The organism is Oceanobacillus massiliensis str. N'diop, from assembly GCF_000285495.1.
In the GTDB taxonomy this organism is placed as follows: Bacteria; Bacillota; Bacilli; order Bacillales; family Amphibacillaceae; genus Oceanobacillus; species Oceanobacillus massiliensis.
Genome location: NZ_HE610976.1, coordinates 942,353 through 966,138, shown reverse-complemented (window position 1 = coordinate 966,138; position 23,786 = coordinate 942,353). Strand labels below are relative to the sequence as shown.

Genomic DNA, 23,786 nt, shown 5'->3' with positions numbered 1-23,786 from the left:
TTTGCATTAAAGTATCATATTGAACTAACTAAAAATTGTGACCCTCACTCTTCTACTTTGTACTATTAAATAAATAAAGGAGGGAAAAAGAGTGTTCCATAAAATTAGAAATAAATCAAAAGACTTTAAAGAACCATGTTACATTGATTCGAAAAAAAACGAATATGAATTTTTAAAAAGTGGATTGGTTCAGATCTTTAAGAAGTTTAATTCATGTTCTGAGGAATTAATTACAGAAAATGTACGAATTTACATAGATGGCACACCTAGATATGACCTTCATGGTTTATTAAAGAATGATATCCCTGATCGATTCGAGGATATTAAGACTTGGTGTGAGAATATTTTTGAAGGTCATAATTTCTTAATTTTGATAAATAAAGCAGAAAAATGGAATGATTTATTAGCGCAAAAATTTTCCAGTGAATTTCATGATATAAATTCAGAAATAGATAAAACTCCTGTTCACTTAGAAGCCACTTATTTTATTGGAAACTCAAAATACACACCTTTTGGGGCCCATATTGATGATATTTCTGATGCTTTTCATTATAATTTAGGACCAGATCGAAGAGAAATGATTTTGTGGGATAGAGAAACCTATATAAAATCGAGGGGTTCTAATGCCCCTCTACAAAATCCAGAGAATCTCATAGAATATGGTAATAGGTTTCCTATAGATTGTATGCAAAAGTTTTTTCTTCCTGCACGTAATTATTATCATGTGGGAGTAAATAATTCTTTTAATATCTCATTTGCACTAGCATTTATTAAATATGATATTAAAGAATACATGCAGCAATCTATATTAATGAAAGCAAAAGAACTAGGAATAGAATATAAAAAAGTAGAAAATTACATCGAAGAACATATTTATAAGGGGGAGTTAAAGGCCGAAGGTTTAGGTTATGATTTAGGTCGTTTTTCTATTGGAGAAGCAATAACTGAAAATGTTATGAACCTTATAAGTAAAGGTGGGTTCCGGGAAGCTCCATTCGCTAATGATAATATAGACGATATTGATGAGAAAATAAAAATTGTAAGAAAAGTCCCTTTCCAAGCATACACACTGTCAAAAGGAAATCAAATATTTGTATTTGTAAGAGGAACTAAAATACAATTACCGAAAAAATCAGAGTTTCTCTTACTTATAAATAAAATTAATTCAAATATAGAGCTGAAGTTTGGAGACTTAATAAAAGAAAGTGAACTACCAAAAGAGATTATTTGGAAATTAATCTCACTTTTTTATAAATATAATTTGATTGAGTTAAAGCGGAATGAGTGATACAACCTATGTATTAAACCCCGCAGTTAAAATTATATCAACACAGGATGACAAGGTCGAACTATTTTTAATAGGTACAAATAAAAAAATTATGGCCACATCGCAAATTTTAAAAATTCTAGACTTCTTTAGAATTACTCGAAGCATTAATGAGGTTAATCAAATTGATGATAAAATTTTGAATTTCTTATTTAGTGAAAATCTGTTAATCAAAAATAATACCCTAAATTATTATAAGTATGGCCTGGTAAAGCCCGATATGAACCCTATAGGGTTTTCCGCCAATATCAATAATATTGAAAATAAACATAATCACGAAAGTCCTTGGTGTGTATTGGGAGCCCCATTTGCATTCGATTCCCCCGTAGGAACGGATGCTTCAACTGGACCAGCAGCCATTAGGAATACTTTAAAGATGTTTAGTAGTGAGAAATTGCTTCATGATGGCCAGATAAATAAAGAGCATGTCATATTTGATTGGAATCGTAAGAAGGAATACCTGAGTTACTTAGTACTGCCAAAAGATCTTGGTAATATTATTTTTAATAATAGAGAAGAAACATTTAAAGATACTCAAGATAAGATAGCTTATACAACTTACCAGGTTTTAAACAAAGGCTTTAAACCTTTAATTTTGGGAGGAGATCACTCCATTTCTAAGCCTATAATAGATTCCATTTTAAAAAAGTATAAAAGGATTAATATTATTCATTTTGATGCCCATACCGATAGGTATAGCGAAAAAATCATAAATAAATTTATGCTAACTAGAGGAAATGTCTTTAGTGAAATAGTTAAACATTCTAGAGTAGAAAGTTTATACCAAATTGGAATAAGAGAATATGAGCCTGGCGTAATAAAACGTGATTCTAGCTCAAGTAAAGTTAAAGTAATTTCTAGTCGTGAATTAAATGATTTATCTTTTACCAATCTTTTTGATGAAATCCCGAAAGATATCCCTGTATACCTTTCAATTGATGCAGATGTATTTGACCCCGTTATCGCACCAGAGGTGTCTTTTCCTGTAATGGGTGGGCTTACATTTTATCAAATGTATGAACTTATTAATCACATTACAAGTCATTTTGAAATTGCTGGAGCTGATTTTGTAGAGGTTAGTGGACCAGAAAAGGGGAAAAACCTAGCTGCTTCTTGTATTGGTAATTTAATAACCCTACTTTTATTAAACTTAGGAGGTAATAGTTCACATGAAAAACGAAACGAAACTTAACAATGATGTGGTGTTGGATAATTTTTTTAGTGAAACTTGGTTAGAACGATTATTGGAAGCTACTGATAACTTTTCTGCTTATTCACTCATACACAGTACAATTAAAGATCCAGAAAGAATTACCAAGATGTTAAAAGAAGCAATTAGTAATGTAGAGTCTAATCCTGAAAAAGCAATTATGAGAGTATTTGTAGAGGGTGGCCAAAATCCTCAACTACTCGAAGAATTAAGGAATACTAAATTTGATCCAAATTGGGATTTGGATCAGTGGATACAAAAAACTTTAGGGAAAAATGAATACACAACTACATTTAACGGGGTCTCTAGGTGGCATGATAGGTTACACTCTGTTATTACAGAAGAAGTAGTTAATCCCATTACAAAAAATGTAGGTGAATTATTATCCGGGATTGATACCTACGCCTTTATGGCTAATTCAGGTTATACACCATTCGGTGTACATGATGATCATGATCATTCTTTAATTTTTCATCTAGGACCAAAAGAAAAGCATGTATGGATTTGGCCGAGAGAAGAATACCTTGAAATGACCGGAAGTGATGATCGAGTATTCGAAATTGAAGATATCAAAGAATATGCCTCTCATTATGCTTTACAACCGGGAGACTGCTTATTTATACCAAAAGGGGATTTCCATATATTTAGAAATGACGGTTTTTCAGCGTTTTTAGGTTTTATTTTATTCCCTACTAACCAAGAAAGTCTATTGAAAGAAGCTATGAAAAGTATCGCAGGTAAACAACCTAATGAATTGAGCTACTTTGTAAAAGAAGATGATTTTGAGAGACAAGTCGAAAATACACTTGGGAAATTATTAGATAGAAGCGACGATATTTATGAACAAATAAAAGAAGCTATCAAAACAAATTACTTTCTTCTAAAGGGTAATGGTTTTTCAATACATTCACCAATAATCTTGGATATTGATAAAGTAACTGATCTTGAAGAAAGAACTTTTTGGAAGCCTAAAACCTTCCCTATAATTTACTCAAAAACCAGAGAAAATAGAATCAATATATTCTTGAGAGGCAGAACTCTTAATTTAAATTATAAAACAGAAGTAGTAAATTTGATTAATTCACTTAATCAATCGGAGTATTATAGTTATTCTGAATTAATATCAGTTTTTACAACTTACCTAAGTAGTTCTAATGCAAAACAGCTTGCGCAATTGTTCATGAAATATAGAGCGATTATTCCATTAGAAAAAAATGAAGGCTGATTCATCACGTACCAAGTTTTCAAGCAATGGACAAGTGAACTTGTTGTCACTAGTAAACGAATCCAGAAGTAACCAGTCTATAACAATAATATATAACAATTAAATATTAGAAATTAAAACCTACTTTAATTTAACCAATAATTAGTGGCTAGATTATAGATGGTGTAGAAAGAGACCATACTAAATTTAAATAAAAGGGTGCATGAATTATATTAAGACAGATATTTCGTAGGCTTCTCATATTAGATAGTAAACCATTCACGCTTTACTGGTTAGGTACAACGATATCATTTTTAGGAGATAGTTTAATCCCAGTTGCAGCTACTTTTGCTGTTTTACATCTAGGCGGAAGCGGTACTGATGTGAGTTTGCTACTTGGAGCGCTTTGGGGTACAAGAGTACTTTTCATCTTGGCGGGTGGGGTTTGGTCTGACACTTTTTCAAGAAAACAAGTTATATTTTGGACGGATATTATTAGTGGTTTTAACCATTTATTAATTGGTTTAGCTTTCTTTTCTGGTCATATAGAGATTTGGCATCTCATTTTGTCAGCAGCGTTTTTTGGTGCTGCTAGTGCCATCTCATCTCCGGCTTCTATAGGTTTAATATCAGAGATTGTGACTAAAGATAGGTTAAAGAGGGCAAATTCCTTGGTCAGTATCTCAAAAAATGGGTTACTTATATTCGGTCCAGCATTAGCTGGGTTTTTAGCATCTTTTATTGGATACGGCTTCATTTTTACCTTAGATGCCGTCACATTCTTTATTAGTTCAATATGTTTATTTTTCCTAAAAATTCCTAATGCCAATAAGCTAGTTGGAAAATCAAGCCCACTCATGGATTTACGGGAAGGCATTTCTGAATTTAGTAGAAAATGGCTTTGGACTTCAGCGGTAGCTTTTGCTTTAGGTAATATGGTGGTTGCTTCTTTTAATGTTCTAGGTCCATTAATAGCAGAAGAAAGTTTAAATGGTGCATCGGATTGGGGATTAATTGCTTCATCGGGAGCTGTAGGAGCCTTATTAGGAGCCTTATTATCCCAATATATAAGGCCTAAGACCCCACTGTTTTTCAGCTTTCTATTAAAAGGAGTGTTTGTTACTTTACAACTTATCGCCTTACTACAGCCATCTCCAATTTGGGTAATAATGTTAGTATCTGGGCTTGCGAGTGGTAGTATGATCACTTCCACTATACTTTATGATACAATCGTCCAGATTAAAATCCCTGGACACTTAATCTCAAGAATAGATTCCATAGAGTCATTAATCTCATATGTTCTCATGCCTATTGGATTAATTGCTGTAGGGCCGATGGCTGAAAATATTGGATATGACTATACATTAACTATATTTATTATTATTTCCATTCTTACTAACTTCATAATGCTGACACTACCAGCAATAAGAAAAATTAAAAGTGAATCTGAAGAGTCTCGTGAAGGGGTATATAATGAAAAAACTAACTCCTCAAACTGAATTTCTCCCTGTCAGGAAGACAGGGAAGATCAGCTCTCCTTTGGGATGGGAGCATATTAACTTCCTTGGGGAATATCGATTTGAATCTAAAACTCAAACAACCGTCGATTCGCTACGCCCTTTAAATGTAAAATAAAAAATAGCTGGTTCTTCTAAACGTACGGAAGAACGGCTATTTTTGTGTCAAAATTTGCTTAGCGTACGTTTTCCGCGTTTTGCTGGCGGTACCCCTTCTTGATGTTTGAAAGTCCGATAATCAAATCGGGTTCTAATTCAATAAGCTTTTCCAGGCTTTCGTCTGTTACCTCTGTAACGTCACTTAATTCATCTTCCCATTGCGGATTTAATTTTGCCCATGAATCAACACCGATCAAAGGAACATCCAATGCCATGACATTGCCGGCAAAGGTTCCAAGGACAGCAACCCGCTGCGGGTCGGCAGGGACTTCTATCGGTCCGTTTTCAGATTCATAGGTAACCGTTTCTGGGCTGCCATCTGATGAAGTGTCGCTGCCTTCTGAAGAATCATCTGCTGTATCATTGCTGCAGGCCATTAAAAGGAATGCTAATAGTACGAATGGAATGAATAATTTTTTCATTTTTTTACGCTCCTATTTTATGAGATTGTACGTTATGCACATTGGCTTATTTGTTCTCGGGTCTCTGCCGATTTCGGCATCGATCTGAAATACTTGCTTCAGTACATCCCGTGTCAGGACGGATTCGCTGTCACCTGATTGAATGATTTCCCCATCCTTCATAGCGATAATGAAATCGGCAAACCGGGCTGCCTGGTTAAGGTCGTGCAGCACCATGACAATTGTCCGTCCCTGCTCCTCGTTAAGCTTCTGCAGGAGTTCGAGAACCTCGAGCTGATGTGCCATGTCTAAGTATGTGGTAGGCTCATCCAGAAATATGATCTCCGTCTCCTGGGCAAGTGCCATGGCAATCCAGGCACGCTGCCGCTGCCCGCCTGACAGGGATTCCACTGGCCGGTACTTAAATGCTGCTGTACCGGTAACTTCCAGAGCCCAATTGATAATGTCATAGTCTTTCTTATTTAAACGTCCAAATCCGCTCTGATAAGGAAAGCGGCCGTATGATACAAGTTCGCCGACAGTCAGGCCATTGGAGCCTTCCTGCGATTGGGGCAGGATTGCCATTTTTTGTGCAAGCAGCTTCGTGTTTTGCTTGGAGATATCCTCTCCATCTAAAACTACCGATCCTGCTTGATGCGAAATAATTCTCGTTATCGCTTTCAAAAGTGTCGATTTTCCACAACCATTTGCGCCAATGATCGTAGTTATTTTTTTATCGGGTATCTCAATGCTAAGGTCTTTAACAATGAGACTCTCTCCGTAACTGATGCTGATGTTCTCCGTCTGCAGACGAAACATACTTGCCCCTCATTTCGATTGTATAATTGATAATGATTCTCAATACCATGATTAAAACTATAAAGTGCATTTTTTATTTTGTCAACACATAAATTAGATTGAAAACACTTCACTTATCGGCTATAATTGAGAATGATAATCAATCGGCTCGTTTTTAAAGGGGAGAATGAAGTGAAACAGGATGAATTATTTGATGTGACGGTAATTGGAGGAGGGCCAGCGGGGCTCTATTCAGCCTTTTATAGTGGCCTAAGGGAAATGAAAACCAAAATTATTGAATTTCAACCAGTTTTGGGCGGTAAGGTCCATGTATATCCTGAGAAAATGATTTGGGACATTGGTGGGTTGACGCCAACACCAGCTGCTAAACTGATTGATCAAATAACGGAACAGGGCCTGACATTCAATCCAACGGTCGTATTGAATGAGAAAATCGTGTCTATCCAAAAGAATGAGGAGGATATCTTCATTTTGCAGGCAGAGTCAGGGGATGTGCATTTCTCGAAAACCGTGATTATGGCTGTTGGCGGAGGGATTTTAAATCCGCAAAGACTGTCGATTGAAGGAGCGGAAAGATTTGAGGTCTCCAATCTAAATTATACCGTGAAATCACTGCAGCGTTTTAAAGATAAAACAGTCATTATTTCAGGCGGGGGGAATTCAGCCATTGATTGGGCGAATGAATTGGTGGACATTGCAAAGAATGTCTATCTAACCTACCGGAAGGACGTCCTGCCAGGGCATGAAGCACCGGCCAGCCGTTTAATGGACAGCAATGCCGTTTGTTACTTTAACTGCTCCATTACCAAATTGATATCCCATTCGAACAAGGATATGATTGAGCATGTGGAGCTGACAAACCATCATACAAATGAAGTGCTTTCCATTCCGATTGATGAAGTCATCATCAATCATGGCTATGAACGGGATGCATCTCTGATGGAGAATAGCCCATTGGATATTGAAATGGTTGATGGCTATTTTATCGCAGGTAATCCAAAGGGTGAATCTTCCATTCCTGGTTTATATGCAGCAGGGGATATCTTACACCATGAAGGCAAGCTTCATCTGATTGCCGGGGCATTCCAGGATGCTGCCAATGCAGTGAATAGGGCGAAGCAATTTATTGAGCCCAATGCTGAGAAATCGGCTATGGTGTCATCGCATAATGAGCTATTCAAAGAGCGCAATAAAGCGATTGTAAGACAGCTGGTCAATTAAACGAAATAGACAACTTTAAATAGATGGCTGTCCTTAAGTCTTGAATCGACTTTGGGACAGCCATTTCTGGTTTAAGGGATTACCCCTTTTTTTCGTCTTATGTTTATTCTTCTTCCTCTACATCATCTGTTTCTTCAGTATCCTCTTGCTCAGCTGGATCTTCCGTTGCTGGCTCCTCGGGATTCTCCTCTTCATCTCCACATCCAGCCAGCATACCTGCTGAGAGGATGGCAATCATTAGGGCCAATGATAATTTCTTCAGTTTCAACATTATCACCTCTCTTAATTTGGATTCCATTTCAGTATAAGATATCAGTATTAATTTAATATGAAGCGGAAGTAATAATATTTAAACAAACATCAAACAGGTTAAAAGCTGCTAGTCTGGCAGGTAAAGAGAAATACGCAAGCGACCTCCTGTTTAAAAGCGTCAGTCCACTATTTTGCAATGATAAAACAGACTGATAAACTAATAGATGGGATGATATAATATAGCAGATGGAAGTGAATTATATTAGGTAATAAATGAAAACGAATAAGGGAGTAGATTCTTATCTCAGCAGAAAAAGAAACTATAATCGTGGATGAACTACTGCATAGCATTGTGGCAGGAAATTTAAAATCAGGTTCAAAGCTTCCCTCAGAAAATGAACTTTCCGAGCAATACCAGGTTCCGAGAATGACGGTGCGAAATGCACTAATCAAACTGGAAGAGCGGGGATATATCTTCTCCAAACAGGGGAAAGGCCGTTACATAAAGCAAAAGTCAATTCCAATCCAATTGCATTTAACAGGGAAAATTAGCTTTACAGATAAGATGAAACAGCTGGGGTACAACCTGACTACACATAATATCTATTGTGAAAAGATTGGCTATGACGAGAAAATTTACCGGGCATTAGCTGCTGGCCAAGATGATGCAGTCTATCAAATCTCAAGAATGCGTTATATAAATGAAGAACCTATTGCAATCCATAATTCGTTTATCAATGAATCAAATTTTCCAATGATCAAAGGGGATGGTCCGAAAATAAAGTCCATGTTTGCCTATTATCGTAAGCTTGGCTATCGGGAGTTTTCAAGCGGCAAGACCCTATTGAGCATTACCTTTCCCACAATCCGTGAGCAGCAATTGCTTTCCTGTAAGAGTATGGTGCCGCTGATTGTTGTGGAGAGCGAATGCATCGATTCTCAATCGGAGAAAATATTGGAATACACAAAAATTCTATACCGGAGTGATAAGTTCAAATACGACATCACAATGGACTAGCTATTGTAAAGGTAAGGAACCTAAGGGCTCCTTACCTTTTTTCATATTCTGAAGTCATTAGATTTACAAATACTTTACCATAACTTAAAACACATCAACTTGGCGACAAGTTACGATGGAGCTGTGAAGGAGGAGGCATCGAATAATGAAGAGACGAAGAAGAACTGAAATCCTTATCCAAGGGGACCCGGAGCTTGCCGGAAATTTGGCTGAAGAAATCATGAATCGCTATGAATGCCAGGAAATCATTGCACCGCATTATGGGCTGACCATGATTAAAATGCGGGAAACGGCCAAAAACGCACTATTCTATATTGGAGAAGTTCTGATAACGGAAGCAAAGGTTGAAATCAATCGCTGCATAGGTATCGGTATTGTGACAGGAATGCAGGATGATTTGGCCAAACACCTGGCAATTATTGATGCTGCCTATAAAGCTAATCTGCCGGAAACATCGGAATGGGATTCCTTACTGAAGGAAGCAGAACGGCAGATAAAAAGGAAGAAGGCAAAAGAGCAAGGGGAACTGTTTGAAACGAAGGTCAACTTCGAGACGATGGATATATAACAGATGATGAGGGAGAGGTATTATGGCTATTGATCAAGTTCATGATTTGCAGGAGGTATTCCGTAAATTGCTGCACAGTATGTCAAGACCAGGTTCCATTTCATCCATTCAGGATACGGCACAGCGAGTAGACTATGATCTCTCTTGCTATGATGCAACCCTGCTTTGTGCACTGACACTATTGGATGGCGAGGTTACGTTTCATATTCTTTCAGACAAGAATCAGCACCTGACTGGGAAAATATCGGAGTATACGTTAGCAAGGCATGCCCCAATCGATGAAGCTGACTATGTCATTGTTTTCCAGAATGATACGGAATCGGACGTTTTGCATGCCCTGGAACGATGCAAAAATGGCACTCTGGTTAACCCCCAGCAGTCTTCCACATGGATTATGGAGAGTATGCACTTAACGAATGACGATGAGATTAAATTGAATGGCCCCGGGATTAAAAACTGTGCACACCTGCAAACCGGCTTTAGCTCAGCAATATGGCATGCAAGAAACGAGCGGACGAATGAGTATCCATTGGGAATGGATCTTATTTTGACGGATAGTGAGGGGCATGCGGCATGTGTACCCCGTACAGCCAAAGTTGAAATGACGGAGGTGAGATAATGGGTTATGTTGCAGTGAAAGGCGGCACGATGGCAATTGATGCTTCTATTAAACGATTGACATATGAACGCTTAAAAGGGGAGGAAATAATCGAAATCAGAACGATTCTATCGAGCATGAGGGGGCTGGTTGACCAGGTCATGTCGGAAAGCAGCCTATATTCTCCGTTTCTGGCTGCGCTGGCAATAAAGCAGGCAGAAGGAAGTATGGAAGAAGCGGTATTCCTCATGCGTGCCCATCGTTCGACTTTGCCCCGTCTCTATTACAGTCAAACTGTCGAATCAGAGACGATGTTTGTGGACCGGCGTATTTCGGCAAGCTTCAAAGATATTCCTGGCGGGCAGCTTTTGGGAGCTTCCCGTGATTATACACATCGACTGCTTGATTTTCATTTGCTTACGGAAAGTGTAAAAGATGTCCGGCAGTGGCTGGAAAGCTATAAGGATGAACTGGAGCCGATAGAAGCAGTGGATGAAGTGGGTTATTTTCCAAAGGTAGTCGATTATTTACGCGATCAAGGGCTGTTCAAAAGATACGAACCGGACAATTCACAACCAACCGACATTACCAAACAGAGCCTGCAATTTCCGGCTCCCCGCAGTGCCAGGTTACAAGTGATGACCCGGGGCCAGACCGGTACGGTTACATCACTGGGATATGCCTCCATGAGGGGATATGGACAAGTGCATCCAACAGTCGGGGAATTGCGTGTCGGATCGATACCAATTTATGTCGATCACCCGAACGAATCGGAAAAAGAGAGTGAAGAGGACTTCTATATTGGTGAGATACGGGTAACGGAAGTCGAATCCATTGTTCCGGTATCAGTAAAGAATGAAAACAATGAAGATGAGCTCGAATTTGAGATTGGTTACGGCGTTTGCTACGGGCAGAATGAAACGAAGGCGATTGCAATGAGCATTTTGGATCAATGTCTTGAGCATCCCGAGTCGGACTTTCCAACACATGATGAAGAGTTTGTCTTATTGCATATGGATTCGGTCGAAACGACAGGGTTTATTTCACATTTAAAATTGCCGCATTATGTGACCTTCCAATCTAAATTGGACAGTGTTCGCCAAGTTAAAAAGGAGGTGCAGCCGAATGAAAATTGATTCCCATTTTGCATTCTTTGATGAAGGCTCGAAAAAAGAAATTCGCCGTTCGATTTTGAAAGCTGTCTCCATTCCCGGTTACCAAGTGCCGTTCGCATCAAGGGAAATGCCGATAGCCCGCGGATGGGGAACAGGCGGATTACAGATTACACTTTCCATCATTGGGAAGAAGGATGTGCTTAAAGTGATTGACCAAGGTGCTGACGAGTCCGTCAATGCAGTGAGCATCAAGAAGCTGGTGAATGCAACCACGGGAGTTAAGCTGGTTGAGCGGACGCTGGATGCATCCATCATTCAATCAAGACACCGTATTCCGGAAGTGCCACTCACAGAAAATCAAATTCTTGTATTACAAGTGCCGGAACCAGAGCCGCTTCGAAAGGTTGAGGCGAGTGAATACAGGACGAAGATTCTCCATTCGGAAGAAGATTATAGTGGCGCATGGCTCATGCTTTTTGAACAGATTATGAAGTTTGGAAAGACAGCAACTGGAGCCGATCATCCGGTTTACGTAAACGATAGGTATGTGATGGCACCAAGTCCGATACCACGATTCGATAATCCAAAAATGCACCAATCGGATGCACTGATACTTTTGGGAGCGGGGAGAGAGAAGAAAATCTACGCCATCCCGCCATACACAGATGTACATTCATTGGCATTTGACGACCATCCGTTTTCAGTCGAATCTTTTGCAGGTAAACATTGTCATTTATGTGGTGCGGAAGATGTTTTCATGGATGAACTGATTGATCCGGCCACAGGTGACACGATCTATCAATGCAACGATACAAGCTATTGCATGGAACGCTTGAACGAAAATCAGGAAATCGAGGTGGGAGGCAACTATGCATGAAGAGCCAATACTACAAGTGAGGAATTTACATAAGCAATTTGGACCTGGCTGTTCCAGGTGCAGCAATAAACTGGACCGGCAATTGGAGAAGAACTATTGTCCCAATTGCGGTACTGTCTATGCCTGTCAGGATATCTCGTTTGATTTATTCCCTGGAGAGATACTTGGAATCGTTGGGGAAAGCGGCAGCGGAAAATCGACATTGATGCAATGCCTGTACTTTGATGCAGATATAACATCCGGAGCAGCGTTCATTCATGATGGCCTTGCATTCGAATCCCAAAATGTTTTCGAATTATCATCACAGCAGAAACGATTTATTCGAAACCGCAAATATGGAATGGTTTATCAAAACCCGGTACACGGACTGAAGATGAATTTCTCCTCTGTCGGCAATATTGCCGAAAAGCTGATTGCGGCAGGCAACCGAAATGTCGCCGATATGGAATCGACGAGTAAGACGCTGCTGGAAAGCGTCCATATTCCATTGTTCCGTATGAAAGAAGCACCGAAGAATTTCTCTGGCGGCATGCAGCAGCGGGTTCAAATCGCAAAAGCATTGTCGAATAACCCGCCCATCCTGTTTCTGGACGAAGTGACGACGGGATTGGATTTGTCTGTACAAGCGAATGTACTGGATTTAATCAAAAAAATCCAACGGGAACTGGGAATCAGTATGGTCGTTGTCTCTCATGACCTGGCCGTCATACGAATGCTTGCCGATCGGACTGTCGTCATGCTGAACGGCAGGATCATTGAGAATGGCTTAACCGATCAGATACTGGAGGACCCGCAGCATGCTTACACGCAACAACTGGTTTATTCGTTATTATAGGGGGGGGATTTATGCGATGTATATCATTCATAACGGAAAAATAATAACCGAAGAGAAAATCCTGGAAGCAAGTGCCGTTGTCGTTGAAGGCGAGTTTATTCAGGCAATCATTCCAGAAGATGCTATCCCGAATTATCCCGGTGCCGAGCTGATCAATGCAAGAGGCGGCTATATTTCACCCGGGTTCATCGATATTCATTCGGACTATATAGAGGGTATCGTATCGCCTCGGCCAACCAGTATGATGGATGTCCATATTAGCCTGAGAGAGGCTGAGAAAATACTGATCAGCCATGGGATTACAACGATGTTTCACTCGCTGTCATTCTATCGGGAAGATGTCTTCACACATAAACCGATGCGTTATCCGGAAAATGCCCAGCGGCTGGTGGATGCGATTGATGCAACACACCATGAACTGCATCTGATTCGTCATCGCCTGCATGCCCGGTTCGAAATTGACAATATCGATCAGGTTGATCGTCTGGTTGCGAATATCAAGAGTGACAAGGTACATTTATTATCCTTTATGGACCATACGCCAGGTCAAGGGCAGTACCGCGACCTCGAAGTGTATCGCCAGACATTGCTGGGTTACCAGGATCTGACCGATTCAGATGTCCAGACAATTATAGACAAACGTCAAAGCAGCACGTACTTGACGATTGAGAAAATTAAAGAAGTTGCAGATATTGCCCTATCCAGAGGGATCTCAATCGCATCACATGACGATGATGATATTAAAAAACTGGAATTGGTGCAATCATTCGGCACGACGATAAGTGAGTTCCCTATTACATTAGAGGTTGCCATGAAAGCAAAGGAAATGGGGCTGCAGACGATTGCGGGGGCTCCGAATGTGCTGTTGGGCGGATCCCACTCGGGGAATCTGTCAGCAGCTGAAGCGATTGAACATGGTTGTATTGATATTCTTTGCAGCGACTATTATCCAGCGGCATTGCTGCATGCCATCTTCACGCTGAGTGAAAAGTACGGAAACGACCTGCACCGGATATTCATGATGGTCACATTGAATCCGGCGAAGGCAGTACGAATGGATGACGAAATAGGCTCCATTAAGCCTGGTAAAAAGGCAGATATCCTCGTAATAGAGAGAATGGATGATGGCTATCCCATGCTGACGGCAACCATGGTCAATGGCGCCATCATTACAACAACGAATTACCGGACAAAGTAGGAAAGGGTGGTAATTGGATGAGTATGCTGGAAGTAGCTGACTTTGGCAAGCGTTTTACGATTCATCATTTAAATCAGACCATGCATGCGGTTGAACACATTGATTTCTCACTGGAGAGAGGGGAATTCATCGGCATTGTGGGGAAAAGCGGCAGTGGAAAATCTACTATATTAAAAAGCATCTATCGTACGTATCTCCCTGATGCTGGAAAAATCATATATGATTCGGAACGGTTTGGCAGCATCGATCTATCGGCGGCAACGGAACGGCAAATGCTTTACCTGCGTAAATATGAAATTGGCTATGTATCCCAGTTTCTCAATGTCATGCCAAGAACAACCTCAAGGCAATTGGTTGCACAGGCCCTGCTGGAAATGGGGGAATCCGAAAAGGCTGCCCATATAGAGGCTGAGAAGGCCTTGATGCATTTTGAACTCGATTCGAAGTTATGGGACAGCTATCCGAATACGTTTTCCGGTGGAGAAAAGCTGCGACTGAATATTGCAATGGCTACTGTGAAGAAACCAAGGCTACTGCTGCTAGACGAACCGACAGCAAGTCTTGATCATCAGTCAAAGATAAAAGTGCGAGAGATTATTGAAAAATTGAAGGCAAACGGGACAACATTGGTAGGGATTTTCCATGATATTGAGTTTATGGAAGGGCTTTGTGACAAGGTGTATGACATGAAAGCGAGACGGTTAGTTCAACAACAGGCGGGTGTTGTTGGTGAAAGCTGATTTACATATTCACAGCAACCATTCAGATGGTTCAAGTTCCACCATGGAGATTATGCAATCTGCACGGGAAAAAGGTGTTACCCATTTAAGCATTGTCGACCATGATACGGTGGAGGGTCTCCCTGAAGCAGTCAGAGTGGGGAGAAGCTTAGGAATAAAGGTAATCTCAGGCATTGAAATTTCAGCCTATGACTTTAAACGGAAACGCAAGGTCCATATTTTAGGATACAACTATCACTTAGATGCACAGCATATTAGAACAGTTTGTGAGCCATTACGAAAACGGCGCCATCGCCATTCACGATGGCAAATGGAACAAATCCAGGAAGCGGGATACAGCATTGATAGAAGCAGGATTGAACAACAGGCACAGCCAAGTGATACGGTTTACAAACAGCATATCATGGATTGTTTGACGAAGGCATCCTATCCATCAGAAGAATATCAGCAGCTATATAAAAAGTTATTTAAAAACGATGGGGCAGCCTCGGGAGATATTGAATATGCCGATGCTTTTAAGGCAGTACGTGCCATCGTTGCTGATGGTGGACTTGCTGTTGTTGCACACCCAGGCCAATTGGATTCTTATGAAATCATTCCAGAACTTGTTGAAGCGGGCTTAGGAGGGATTGAACGTAACCATCCAGACCACACTGCACAAGACCACAAAAGAGTGGAGGATTTGGCGCGGGAGCATGATTTAGTGATGACAGGCGGTACGGATTACCATGGACGGTTTGGTGCCAATGTAGAAATAGGAGATAGTGTAAGTCCTTTAAATTTTTTGTGTGAGTAATGTAAACAACGTTAAAGATTCGTTAAATGACTGTGAAAATACCTTTTGGGGCTATGTTTTATGTTTCAATAAGACTAGCAATAGCAGTAATACCAATTTTGAACGGAAAAAGGAGAGTCAATGATGAAACAGAGATGGTCTTTATTGGCAATGTTACTCGTATTTACAATTGGTTTGGCGGCATGTTCCGAAAGCAGTGCTGGAGGGACAGAAGTGGATGATGTGATTGATATTGTCTGGTATCCAAATGAATCCGGGTCCGATATGAAATCATCCCGCGATGAAATCGGCAATGTAATAGCTGAAGCTACAGGGAAGGATGTCGAGCATCATTTAACAACGGACTATGCGGTTGCAATTGAAACGATCATCAATGACAATGCAGACTTGGCATTTATGGGAGCGCAGGGCTATATCGAAGCTAAAAACGGCAACGATGCAATCGTACCATTGGCAGTGCCATCTGGTGCCTCAGGGACTTTGGATGATGCGGTGTACCACAGTTGGTTGGCTGTTAACGTAGATGAACAGGACGATTATAAAATAGACGGGGAATTTTCACTGGATACGATAGCAGATAAGCGTTTTTCATTTGTATCCAATAGCTCCACATCCGGGTTCAAGGTTCCGTCATCCAGTATACTGGCTCATTTTGCGCAACAGGATGAGTATGCTGGATTGGCAGAAGAAGATCTAATGGAAGGTGGACCATTATTCTCCCAGGTTCTATTTGGCGGATCACATCAAGGATCAGCAGTTAATCTATTAAATGGCAATGCAGATGTAGCAGCATTCTGTGATACCTGTGTAGAAAACTATGTAGAGGTTGCAGAGGGTGATGTCAATACAGTCGGTGCTGTCTATAAAGTCAAGGGAGATGCGGCAGAACCCTTCAATACGGTCACAGGCAGTGAATTCACATTGATGAGTGTTACACCTGTATTAAATGCACCGTTTGCAGCGAATATGGATGTTCTGGGCCAGGAAGATTTTGATACGTTGAAGGAATTATTCACTTCAGATGAAATTGCTGACAATCAAAAGATTTTTGTGCCGGAGGATTCCGGAGAAGCAGGTTTATTCTTTAAATCAGATAATGAGAGATTTGTGGAAGTAGAAGATTCATGGTTTGACCCGATTCGTGAACTATCAGATGAATAGGTGCGCTTGCTGGCAGCTATCTGAACTCTGATAGGAAAATAGAGTATGCTCATGCCGGGGCAATGCATACTCTAATCTATTAAATCAATCTTTAAAGGAGCCAATAACATGTCATTGCTGCAAGTTGAAGGTCTCGGTAAGTCGTATGATTCAGAAACAAAGGTATTGAAAGACATCAGCTTTGAGGTTGGTTCAGGGGAATTCGTATCGATCATTGGACCTTCTGGTGCCGGAAAATCTACTCTATTACGCTGTATTAATCGGATGGTGGAAATAAATGAGGGAAAAGTGATGTTCGATGGCCAGGATGTTGGTGAATTGAAGAAACGGGAATTACGCAAATTACGTACGAATATCGGAATGGTATTTCAGCATTATAATCTTGTTCCGCGCTTAACCGTAATTGAAAATGTGCTGCATGGCCGTTTCGGCTATAAAACGACAATGCAGGGGATTTTGGGACGGTTTACAGAAGAAGAGAAGGAACATGCATTTTTCCTGCTTAAGAAATTAGGCATTGAAGAGCATGCCTATAAACGCTGTGACCAGCTAAGCGGGGGACAACAGCAGCGCGCAGGGATTTGCCGCGCCCTTATTCAGGAACCTAAATTGGTACTCTGCGATGAACCGATTGCATCACTTGATCCCAATTCATCGAAAATCATTATGGATCATCTGAAATCAATTACCACAGAGCTTGGCATCACCTGCTTGGTGAATTTACACCAGGTGGAGGTTGCACAAGACTATTCTGATCGGGTGGTTGGTTTGCGAAAAGGTGAAATTGTCTTTGATGGACCAACAAGAATGCTGCATGGAGATCAGATTAACAACATTTACGGTTCCGAAGTTAGAGAATTAATAACGGTATAAGGAGAATTACAGTGAATGAAAAAACGATACGAAAAACCTGGGGCAAATCAACGATCTTTCTAATCATAATTACCGTGATCACGTATCTATCCACAGTGATTACGGAATTTAGTTTCATCGAAGGATTGAGAACAATACCAAAAGCAATAGGATGGATTGGTGCAAACCTTATCATTACCCAGGAGACCTTGGAAAGGCTGCCCTCGATAATGGAAAAATTGATGGAGACCATTTTCATGTCCATTGCTGCAACGACACTTGCAGCAGTGCTCTCGATCTTTTTGAGCTTAATGGGTTCAAAGACGACAAAAGTAAATGGCATATTAAGTACGTTTGCACGGTTTATAGCATCCCTTTCCAGAAATATTCCTGTCGTCGCATGGTCCCTGATTCTGCTCATTTCTTTTGGACAGAATTCCGTTACAGGCTTCCTTGCGCTATTTGTCGGTACCCTTGGATTTTTGACCCGTGCCTTTATCGAATCTATTGATGAGGCGAGCCAAAGCGCTGTGGAGGCATTGAAGGCAACAGGAGCAACATATTTTCAAATTGTCAATAAAGCGGTTATTCCCCAGAGTCTGCCTCAGATGCTAAGCTGGATACTCTTTATGATCGAAACAAATATTAGAAGTGCAACACTGGTAGGAATCTTAACTGGTACGGGAATCGGCTATGTGTTCGATTTATATTATAAGTCGCTCAATTATAATGCTGTTGCGCTGGTGACATTCACAATTGTCCTCGCCGTAATCGTTATTGAAATGATATCAAACCGGATACGGAGGGTCATTCTATAATGGAAATCATGAAGGTAAAGGAAGAAACCTGGATAAAGAGAACAAAGGCAGGCAGAATCAATATTAAATCCGGGAATAGAATTGATGCCGTTACGAAGTGGACCATCATGATACTGGGGCTATTAACGGTTATGTCTTTTTTCTTTTTTGATTATACAGGTCTGCAGCTTGGCAGAGCTGTTTCGGAAACCGTCTATAACTTGAAAGCTATGTTCTTTGAACCTGCCTTGAACCATTTCAGCTGGGGAGAGGCCCTTTACCAAACCGGAATCACGATAGGACTGGGATTCTTGGCTACTATTATTGGAGCGGTTATTGCCCTCTTTCTGTCCTTTATGGCAGCAGAAAATTTGTCGAAGCCGTGGATTTCCAGCACGGTAAGAATTGGTGTTGCTTTTATCCGTGCCGTACCAACCGTGTTATGGGTTCTCATTTTTGCCATTGCATCTGGACTGGGCAGTGAAGCGGCTGTGCTTGGAATGCTGCTCCATTCCATCGCTTATTTAGTTAAAGCTTTTTCCGAGTCCTTTGAAGAAGTTGATCAAGGAATCATCGAGGCTTTACGGGCTACCGGTTCCAATTGGTGGCACATAGTGACACACGGCGTACTGCCATCAACATTTACCTATCTATTATCATGGACTTTCTTACGATTTGAGATTAACTTTGGTGTTGCGGTTGCAATGGGTGCCGCGGCAGGTGCTGGTGGGATTGGCTTTGAACTGTTCATGGCATCAGGATTTTATTTTGATTTACGCGAGGTTGGATTCATCACCTATGCCATTTTAGCGATTGCGATTGTACTTGAAGTGATTTCAACCCAAATGAAAAACCGTTACTTTCCATCGACTGCAGTAAAATAATGTCTCATAAATCAAAAGCCCATAAACAGACGGTATTCAATCCGTTTTATGGGCTTTAACATGGAAAAGCTAATTTATAATCAACATATCATTCTCATCAAATTGCCAATTCTCCCCGTAGGCAACTTCCCAGTAAATGCCATTCGGATCCTGGAAATAACCACTATATCCACCCCAAAAGACAATTTCTGGTTTCTTGGCGATCGTTGCGCCTGCCTGTTCAGCCATGGCAAATATGTCATCGACTTCTTCTTTAGACTTTCCGTTATAGGCTAGTGTAATCCCGCCGAATCCCTCTGCAGGCGCAGGCGGATTTTTCTCATTAATATCCTTGGCCAGCTGCTCCAGCGGGAACAGGGATATCTTGGTGCCGCCATTATTGAAGAATACGACATCGGGATTGGATTCATCCCCGTATACGACCACATCGAACCCAAGTCCTTCCCGATAAAAACGGATGGACTCGACAATGTCCTTCACACCCAGTGTAATTAAATTTAAACGATTCATATCATCAGCCCCCTATTATTTATTCGACTCCACTTTCTAAAATGGAAAAGGTTGCTCTATCACAATTCAGTTCTGCGATTCTCCCGTACGGCAGGATGATTTTTGGTTCGGTATGACCAAAATTAAGATTGTAGAGAATCGGCAAATCCGTTAATTTATACTCTGCCATAACACCCTGAATCTCAACTTTATATTCTTCATAGAATGCCTCATCATATGGCTTCGCAAAGATGATTCCATTGATACTGTGTAAAATGCCCTGGGCTGCATAATTTCTCAGCCAGTATGCAATATAGTCAGGACGGGCCTTTTCCTCTGAAGTCTCAAGGAAGAGAATAGCATCATCCCAGTAGCTCTCATCTGGCCAGAGTGTTGTCCCTTTGGCGAACTCCAGGACATCCATACAGCCGCCAATCAAGCGGCCCTGCACAATCCCTGTTCCTTGAAGTACTTCATATCCCTGATTCAGTTTCATTTTCCGTTTGATCGATTTATTATCTTCCTTCCATTCCAAGTGCTCGCTTGTCCATTCCTTGGCTGGCTGGATTTCGCCAATTACTTCATTGGAGAATAAAGTGCGTTCGATCATTTCCACTGTATAGGGATTCATCTCCAGATTTTCGGCAAAATCAACTAATATGGAAGGACCATAAAACGAAGATAAGCCAGCTTGAAGGCAGAATAAATGAGCTATCGTCACATCGGAATATCCCATGAAGATTTTCGGGTTATCGCGAATGATTTGAAAATCGATATAAGGAAGCAGACGGATGCTCTCGTCACCGCCAATATTGGCAATGATCGCTTTAATATCCTCGTCCGAGAACGCCATCATAAGGTCTTCTGCACGAGCCTGTGGATTCTCATAAAGAAAATCCGCTCCCTTCAGACTGTTCGGCATCGCAACAACCTCCAGTCCGAAGTTATCCTCAAGCCGCCTTACTCCCTGTTCATATCGCCATCTCAATTCTGGCTCACCAGCACCTCCCCAGGAAGGACTAACGGTAGCGATTTTATCTCCAGGCTGCAGCCTTTTTGGTTTTAATAACATATGATCACCTGCTTTTTTGATATATGTATATATTCGCCCTCATAACTTCAAATCCTTTTTTTACCTATAAATAGTGATAAAAATCCGACTAGCATGAAGGGATAACCACTAGTCTTTCGCTGCAAGGATTTACTGGTAATTTCATTTATTGATAGATGAGAGAATAACCATCATCCATGTTTTCGGTTTTCTTGGATGGTTGAATGATTGGAGTGTTTACTTTTATGGTCGGTAATGCAGATATAAATGGTAAGCACGATGCAGCACAGCAGTGTAAAGTGGAAGAAGGTGTGGAGGGTATTTGGCACAATACCATTCATGGTAGGAAGGAAAGCGTGTGTGTCTCCAAACATAGCAGTATATCTCTCTATTTTCGCCTCGGCATTAATGCCGGTTAGATATGGAATCCACCAGGACCAGATCGCACCAGCCAAAATACAAGACGGGTGAATAATCAGCCATAGTTTTGCCCAAATAGGATAATGCTTGCCAATAAATAGAAGGGAGAGTCCAATTAACATCATAATTTGAATCACACCAATCAATGTAGTGATAATCAATCCAGTTGTGGAATTTTCCATCTTGACGGCCGCAATATCATTCAATTGTCCAAGGGGTACCAAGTCTTGTATGAACATGAATAATAGTATAAGACCATAACCTGCCAGCAATAATCTTTCAGCAGTTCGAACATTTCGTTTCATAATAACCTTCCTCTCTGGAATGGGATTTTTAGTGAATCTTTGCTGATGGCAGGACGTGCGAGTACTATTCAATTGTTCATCTGATTGATTGGAGCGCAGGGGCAAGTCGAGTCCATCGGGAAAAGCAACAGCTGAAGATCACTCAAGAAGTGGGTTGCTCCTGAGGAAGCGGAAAGCGCCCGACGCGTAAAGTGCCTGCCTGGAGCGCAAATCAGTAGAATCGCTACACTGCATTTGGAAGATAATCCTTCGAAAACACCCAAATTAAATATCATAAATAGCTTATCATAGAAGAAAATATATTTACATAAATTTTTTGTAAATTCAATCATTTAATCACGAAAAGAATAGTTGTGTAAAATTTATGTAAATATTAAAACTATTATGGACAAACAGATGGAACGTGATAGAATTATAGTAATAAGCAGGTAAAATTAAGAAGGTGAAATTCGATGAAGCTCTGGATGAGAAAACTAGTTGTAGTCCTCGTTACAATTGCAACATTGGGCATCTATACACCGAGTGCCCTCTTACAAGTAGATGCAGAAGAAAATAAAGATACTTTCTCCTCTAATACCGACGTTAATGAATCTGTCTCCGAATCAGCGGAAGCAGAAAAGATTGATTTTAATTTTGAACGAGCGGAAGAATACAGCATTGATTCCGTTTTAAATCAACTGACGGAAAAAGCGAAGCAACAAACCATTACAAAATTCGGACCGAAAATTGCTGGTCAGGTGGAAGATGAATTTTCTTCTATTATCCTGCCGAATATCGAGGCAGTCCTTCAAACAATTGTGGAAGATTCAGCAACAGCGGATAATTTCACTTATCTTGAAATCACAGAGGATCCGGCCAAAGGCTATGGAGAACGGATCTTTAATGTATATGACAGAAAAAAAGAGCAGAATATCGCCAAATTCCATGTCAGGCGTGATCATCGGCCATTGGAAGGATACTATTTTAATTTCCATTATCACATAAGCAGTGACGGCTTTAAGGAGCATCATGATATTGGTGAAATATACTGGGATAAAAATACACCGCCAAAGTGGATGGCATAATAAAGAAGAATCTCTTTCTATGTATAGAAAGAGATTCTTCTTTATTGCAAGCTATTGATTCAATTCCTGTAAGAGCACGCCAATTTTCTTGTTATGGATTACCAGATCGGCATATGCGTCCAGTTCTGTCTGCTCCTCATTGACGATTACCATTCTTGCGCCATTTTCTTTTGCAATCAGCGGAAACTGGTTCGCTGGAGTAACACTCAGAGATGACCCCAATACGATTAATAAGTCAGCTCTTTGTGCCTCGTTCAATGCAAGCTGGAAAGCATCTTCGGGCAAAGTTTCGCCAAATAATACGATCGATGGACGAAGAACCCCTCCACAGCTGCAATGATATTCCTGCTTGATATATTCATTGCTGTCAAAAACCTTCCCGCATTCCTGACAATGCAGCTTTTGCAATGTGCCATGAAGCTCTGCAACCCGCTTACTCCCTGCCAGCTGATGGAATCCATCTACATTCTGCGTGATAATCGACTGGATAATGCCCAGTCTCTCCCATTCCGCCAAAATATAATGTCCTTTATGCGGGTGGTATTCCGTAACGCCAAGGACCCGCTCCCGGTAAAAAGCTGTGAAATCTTTGACATTATTATTCAATGCATCAATACTAGCAATTTTGCTAGGGTCTTTTTTCTCCCATAGTCCCTGATTGGAGGACCGGAAATCAGGGAGTCCGCTTTCTGTCGACATCCCGGCCCCCGTAAAAACGACCGTATAGTGAGAGTCTTTTAACCATTCTTTCAGCATATGATTTCCTCCCGAATTTTAGTTGAATTTATTATATAACGATACCCGCTTAGGCTGCTATTATCATTGACATAAAAAAATGAATATGGTATTAAAAAGATAGGGATTAGCACTCTTGTGCCGAGAGTGCTAAAGGCTAGCATATAATTTTG

25 protein-coding genes and 1 pseudogene are annotated in these 23,786 nt (G+C 40.7%); 19 read left to right on the top strand and 7 right to left on the bottom strand.

Features of this window, described 5'->3' with window-relative positions; genetic code table 11:
- The first annotated feature begins 91 nt into the window (after window positions 1-91).
- The 4 genes from OMHG_RS04560 (at window position 92) to OMHG_RS04545 (ending at window position 5,240) form a co-directional block, all read left to right on the top strand.
- The gene (locus OMHG_RS04560) at window positions 92-1,288 is read left to right on the top strand and encodes a hypothetical protein (RefSeq protein ID WP_010648712.1); all 1,197 of its coding nucleotides are present in this window, start codon (window positions 92-94) and stop codon (window positions 1,286-1,288) included.
- A complete protein-coding gene (locus OMHG_RS04555; protein WP_010648711.1) occupies window positions 1,281-2,519 on the top strand; it encodes an arginase family protein in 1,239 nt (412 codons plus the stop codon). The genes OMHG_RS04560 and OMHG_RS04555 overlap by 8 nt, the downstream gene beginning before the upstream one ends.
- Window positions 2,497-3,762, top strand: a complete 1,266-nt coding sequence (locus OMHG_RS17475; RefSeq protein WP_010648710.1) for a cupin domain-containing protein — start codon at window positions 2,497-2,499, stop codon at window positions 3,760-3,762. Before OMHG_RS04555 ends, OMHG_RS17475 begins: the two co-directional genes overlap by 23 nt.
- 206 nt (window positions 3,763-3,968) lie before the next feature.
- A complete protein-coding gene (locus OMHG_RS04545; protein WP_081498487.1) occupies window positions 3,969-5,240 on the top strand; it encodes an MFS transporter in 1,272 nt (423 codons plus the stop codon).
- Between the two features lie 233 nt (window positions 5,241-5,473).
- Here the strand turns inward: OMHG_RS04545 and OMHG_RS04535 are convergent.
- Window positions 5,474-5,839 (bottom strand): annotated as a pseudogene (locus OMHG_RS04535) (ABC transporter substrate-binding protein); the annotation flags it as partial.
- Between the two features lie 12 nt (window positions 5,840-5,851).
- Window positions 5,852-6,637 carry an ABC transporter ATP-binding protein gene (locus tag OMHG_RS04530; protein WP_010648705.1) on the bottom strand — a complete coding sequence of 262 codons (786 nt, stop codon included), beginning with the start codon at window positions 6,635-6,637 and terminating at the stop codon, window positions 5,852-5,854.
- 171 nt (window positions 6,638-6,808) lie between these two features.
- Here OMHG_RS04530 and OMHG_RS04525 point away from each other — a divergent pair, with 171 nt between their 5' ends.
- Entirely contained in the window at window positions 6,809-7,858 is a 1,050-nt protein-coding gene (locus OMHG_RS04525) for an NAD(P)/FAD-dependent oxidoreductase (protein WP_010648704.1), read from the top strand.
- Window positions 7,859-7,961: 103 nt separating this feature from the next.
- Here the strand turns inward: OMHG_RS04525 and OMHG_RS18735 are convergent, their stop codons facing one another.
- A complete protein-coding gene (locus tag OMHG_RS18735; protein WP_010648703.1) occupies window positions 7,962-8,129 on the bottom strand; it encodes a hypothetical protein in 168 nt (55 codons plus the stop codon).
- A 309-nt stretch (window positions 8,130-8,438) separates the two neighbouring features.
- Here OMHG_RS18735 and OMHG_RS04520 point away from each other — a divergent pair, with 309 nt between their 5' ends.
- The 13 genes from OMHG_RS04520 (at window position 8,439) to OMHG_RS04460 (ending at window position 19,549) form a co-directional block, all read left to right on the top strand.
- Window positions 8,439-9,128 (top strand): GntR family transcriptional regulator, encoded by a 690-nt coding sequence (locus OMHG_RS04520; RefSeq protein ID WP_010648702.1) that lies wholly within the window; start codon window positions 8,439-8,441, stop codon window positions 9,126-9,128.
- A gap of 145 nt (window positions 9,129-9,273) precedes the next feature.
- Window positions 9,274-9,696 carry a phosphonate C-P lyase system protein PhnG gene (gene phnG, locus OMHG_RS04515; protein ID WP_010648701.1) on the top strand — a complete coding sequence of 141 codons (423 nt, stop codon included), beginning with the start codon at window positions 9,274-9,276 and terminating at the stop codon, window positions 9,694-9,696.
- Between the two features lie 22 nt (window positions 9,697-9,718).
- Window positions 9,719-10,315, top strand: a complete 597-nt coding sequence (gene phnH, locus OMHG_RS04510; RefSeq protein ID WP_010648700.1) for a phosphonate C-P lyase system protein PhnH — start codon at window positions 9,719-9,721, stop codon at window positions 10,313-10,315.
- Window positions 10,315-11,430 carry a carbon-phosphorus lyase complex subunit PhnI gene (locus tag OMHG_RS04505; protein ID WP_010648699.1) on the top strand — a complete coding sequence of 372 codons (1,116 nt, stop codon included), beginning with the start codon at window positions 10,315-10,317 and terminating at the stop codon, window positions 11,428-11,430. Before phnH ends, OMHG_RS04505 begins: the two co-directional genes overlap by 1 nt.
- Window positions 11,420-12,286: an alpha-D-ribose 1-methylphosphonate 5-phosphate C-P-lyase PhnJ gene (locus OMHG_RS04500; protein ID WP_010648698.1), complete on the top strand. Its 867-nt coding sequence runs from the start codon at window positions 11,420-11,422 to the stop codon at window positions 12,284-12,286. Before OMHG_RS04505 ends, OMHG_RS04500 begins: the two co-directional genes overlap by 11 nt.
- A complete protein-coding gene (locus OMHG_RS04495; RefSeq protein WP_010648697.1) occupies window positions 12,279-13,121 on the top strand; it encodes an ATP-binding cassette domain-containing protein in 843 nt (280 codons plus the stop codon). The genes OMHG_RS04500 and OMHG_RS04495 overlap by 8 nt, the downstream gene beginning before the upstream one ends.
- A 16-nt stretch (window positions 13,122-13,137) precedes the next feature.
- Window positions 13,138-14,319 carry a phosphonate metabolism protein PhnM gene (gene phnM, locus OMHG_RS04490; RefSeq protein ID WP_010648696.1) on the top strand — a complete coding sequence of 394 codons (1,182 nt, stop codon included), beginning with the start codon at window positions 13,138-13,140 and terminating at the stop codon, window positions 14,317-14,319.
- Between the two features lie 17 nt (window positions 14,320-14,336).
- Window positions 14,337-15,059, top strand: coding sequence for a phosphonate C-P lyase system protein PhnL (locus OMHG_RS04485; protein WP_010648695.1), 723 nt, complete (start codon window positions 14,337-14,339; stop codon window positions 15,057-15,059).
- Window positions 15,049-15,855 carry a PHP domain-containing protein gene (locus OMHG_RS04480; RefSeq protein WP_010648694.1) on the top strand — a complete coding sequence of 269 codons (807 nt, stop codon included), beginning with the start codon at window positions 15,049-15,051 and terminating at the stop codon, window positions 15,853-15,855. The genes OMHG_RS04485 and OMHG_RS04480 overlap by 11 nt, the downstream gene beginning before the upstream one ends.
- A gap of 123 nt (window positions 15,856-15,978) precedes the next feature.
- A complete protein-coding gene (locus OMHG_RS04475; protein WP_010648692.1) occupies window positions 15,979-17,016 on the top strand; it encodes a PhnD/SsuA/transferrin family substrate-binding protein in 1,038 nt (345 codons plus the stop codon).
- Between the two features lie 108 nt (window positions 17,017-17,124).
- Window positions 17,125-17,889, top strand: a complete 765-nt coding sequence (phnC, locus tag OMHG_RS04470) for a phosphonate ABC transporter ATP-binding protein (RefSeq protein ID WP_010648690.1) — start codon at window positions 17,125-17,127, stop codon at window positions 17,887-17,889.
- An 11-nt stretch (window positions 17,890-17,900) separates the two neighbouring features.
- A complete protein-coding gene (locus OMHG_RS04465) occupies window positions 17,901-18,686 on the top strand; it encodes a PhnE/PtxC family ABC transporter permease (protein ID WP_010648689.1) in 786 nt (261 codons plus the stop codon).
- Window positions 18,686-19,549 carry an ABC transporter permease subunit gene (locus OMHG_RS04460; protein ID WP_010648687.1) on the top strand — a complete coding sequence of 288 codons (864 nt, stop codon included), beginning with the start codon at window positions 18,686-18,688 and terminating at the stop codon, window positions 19,547-19,549. The genes OMHG_RS04465 and OMHG_RS04460 overlap by 1 nt, the downstream gene beginning before the upstream one ends.
- Window positions 19,550-19,618: 69 nt before the next feature.
- On the opposite strand, the gene OMHG_RS04455 is transcribed toward OMHG_RS04460, so the two are convergent.
- From OMHG_RS04455 to OMHG_RS04445, 3 genes are all read right to left on the bottom strand, one after another.
- Entirely contained in the window at window positions 19,619-20,059 is a 441-nt protein-coding gene (locus OMHG_RS04455; RefSeq protein WP_010648685.1) for a VOC family protein, read from the bottom strand.
- A 19-nt stretch (window positions 20,060-20,078) separates the two neighbouring features.
- Entirely contained in the window at window positions 20,079-21,110 is a 1,032-nt protein-coding gene (locus OMHG_RS04450; protein WP_010648683.1) for a S66 family peptidase, read from the bottom strand.
- A gap of 170 nt (window positions 21,111-21,280) precedes the next feature.
- Window positions 21,281-21,814: a hypothetical protein gene (locus tag OMHG_RS04445; RefSeq protein ID WP_010648682.1), complete on the bottom strand. Its 534-nt coding sequence runs from the start codon at window positions 21,812-21,814 to the stop codon at window positions 21,281-21,283.
- 464 nt (window positions 21,815-22,278) lie between these two features.
- On the opposite strand from OMHG_RS04445, the gene OMHG_RS04440 reads away from it, so the two are divergent.
- The gene (locus OMHG_RS04440) at window positions 22,279-22,878 is read left to right on the top strand and encodes a YpjP family protein (RefSeq protein WP_237566134.1); all 600 of its coding nucleotides are present in this window, start codon (window positions 22,279-22,281) and stop codon (window positions 22,876-22,878) included.
- Window positions 22,879-22,929: 51 nt separating this feature from the next.
- Here OMHG_RS04440 and OMHG_RS04435 read toward each other — a convergent pair whose 3' ends face one another.
- Window positions 22,930-23,634, bottom strand: a complete 705-nt coding sequence (locus OMHG_RS04435) for an NAD-dependent protein deacylase (protein ID WP_010648679.1) — start codon at window positions 23,632-23,634, stop codon at window positions 22,930-22,932.
- Between the last annotated feature and the right edge of the window lie 152 nt (window positions 23,635-23,786).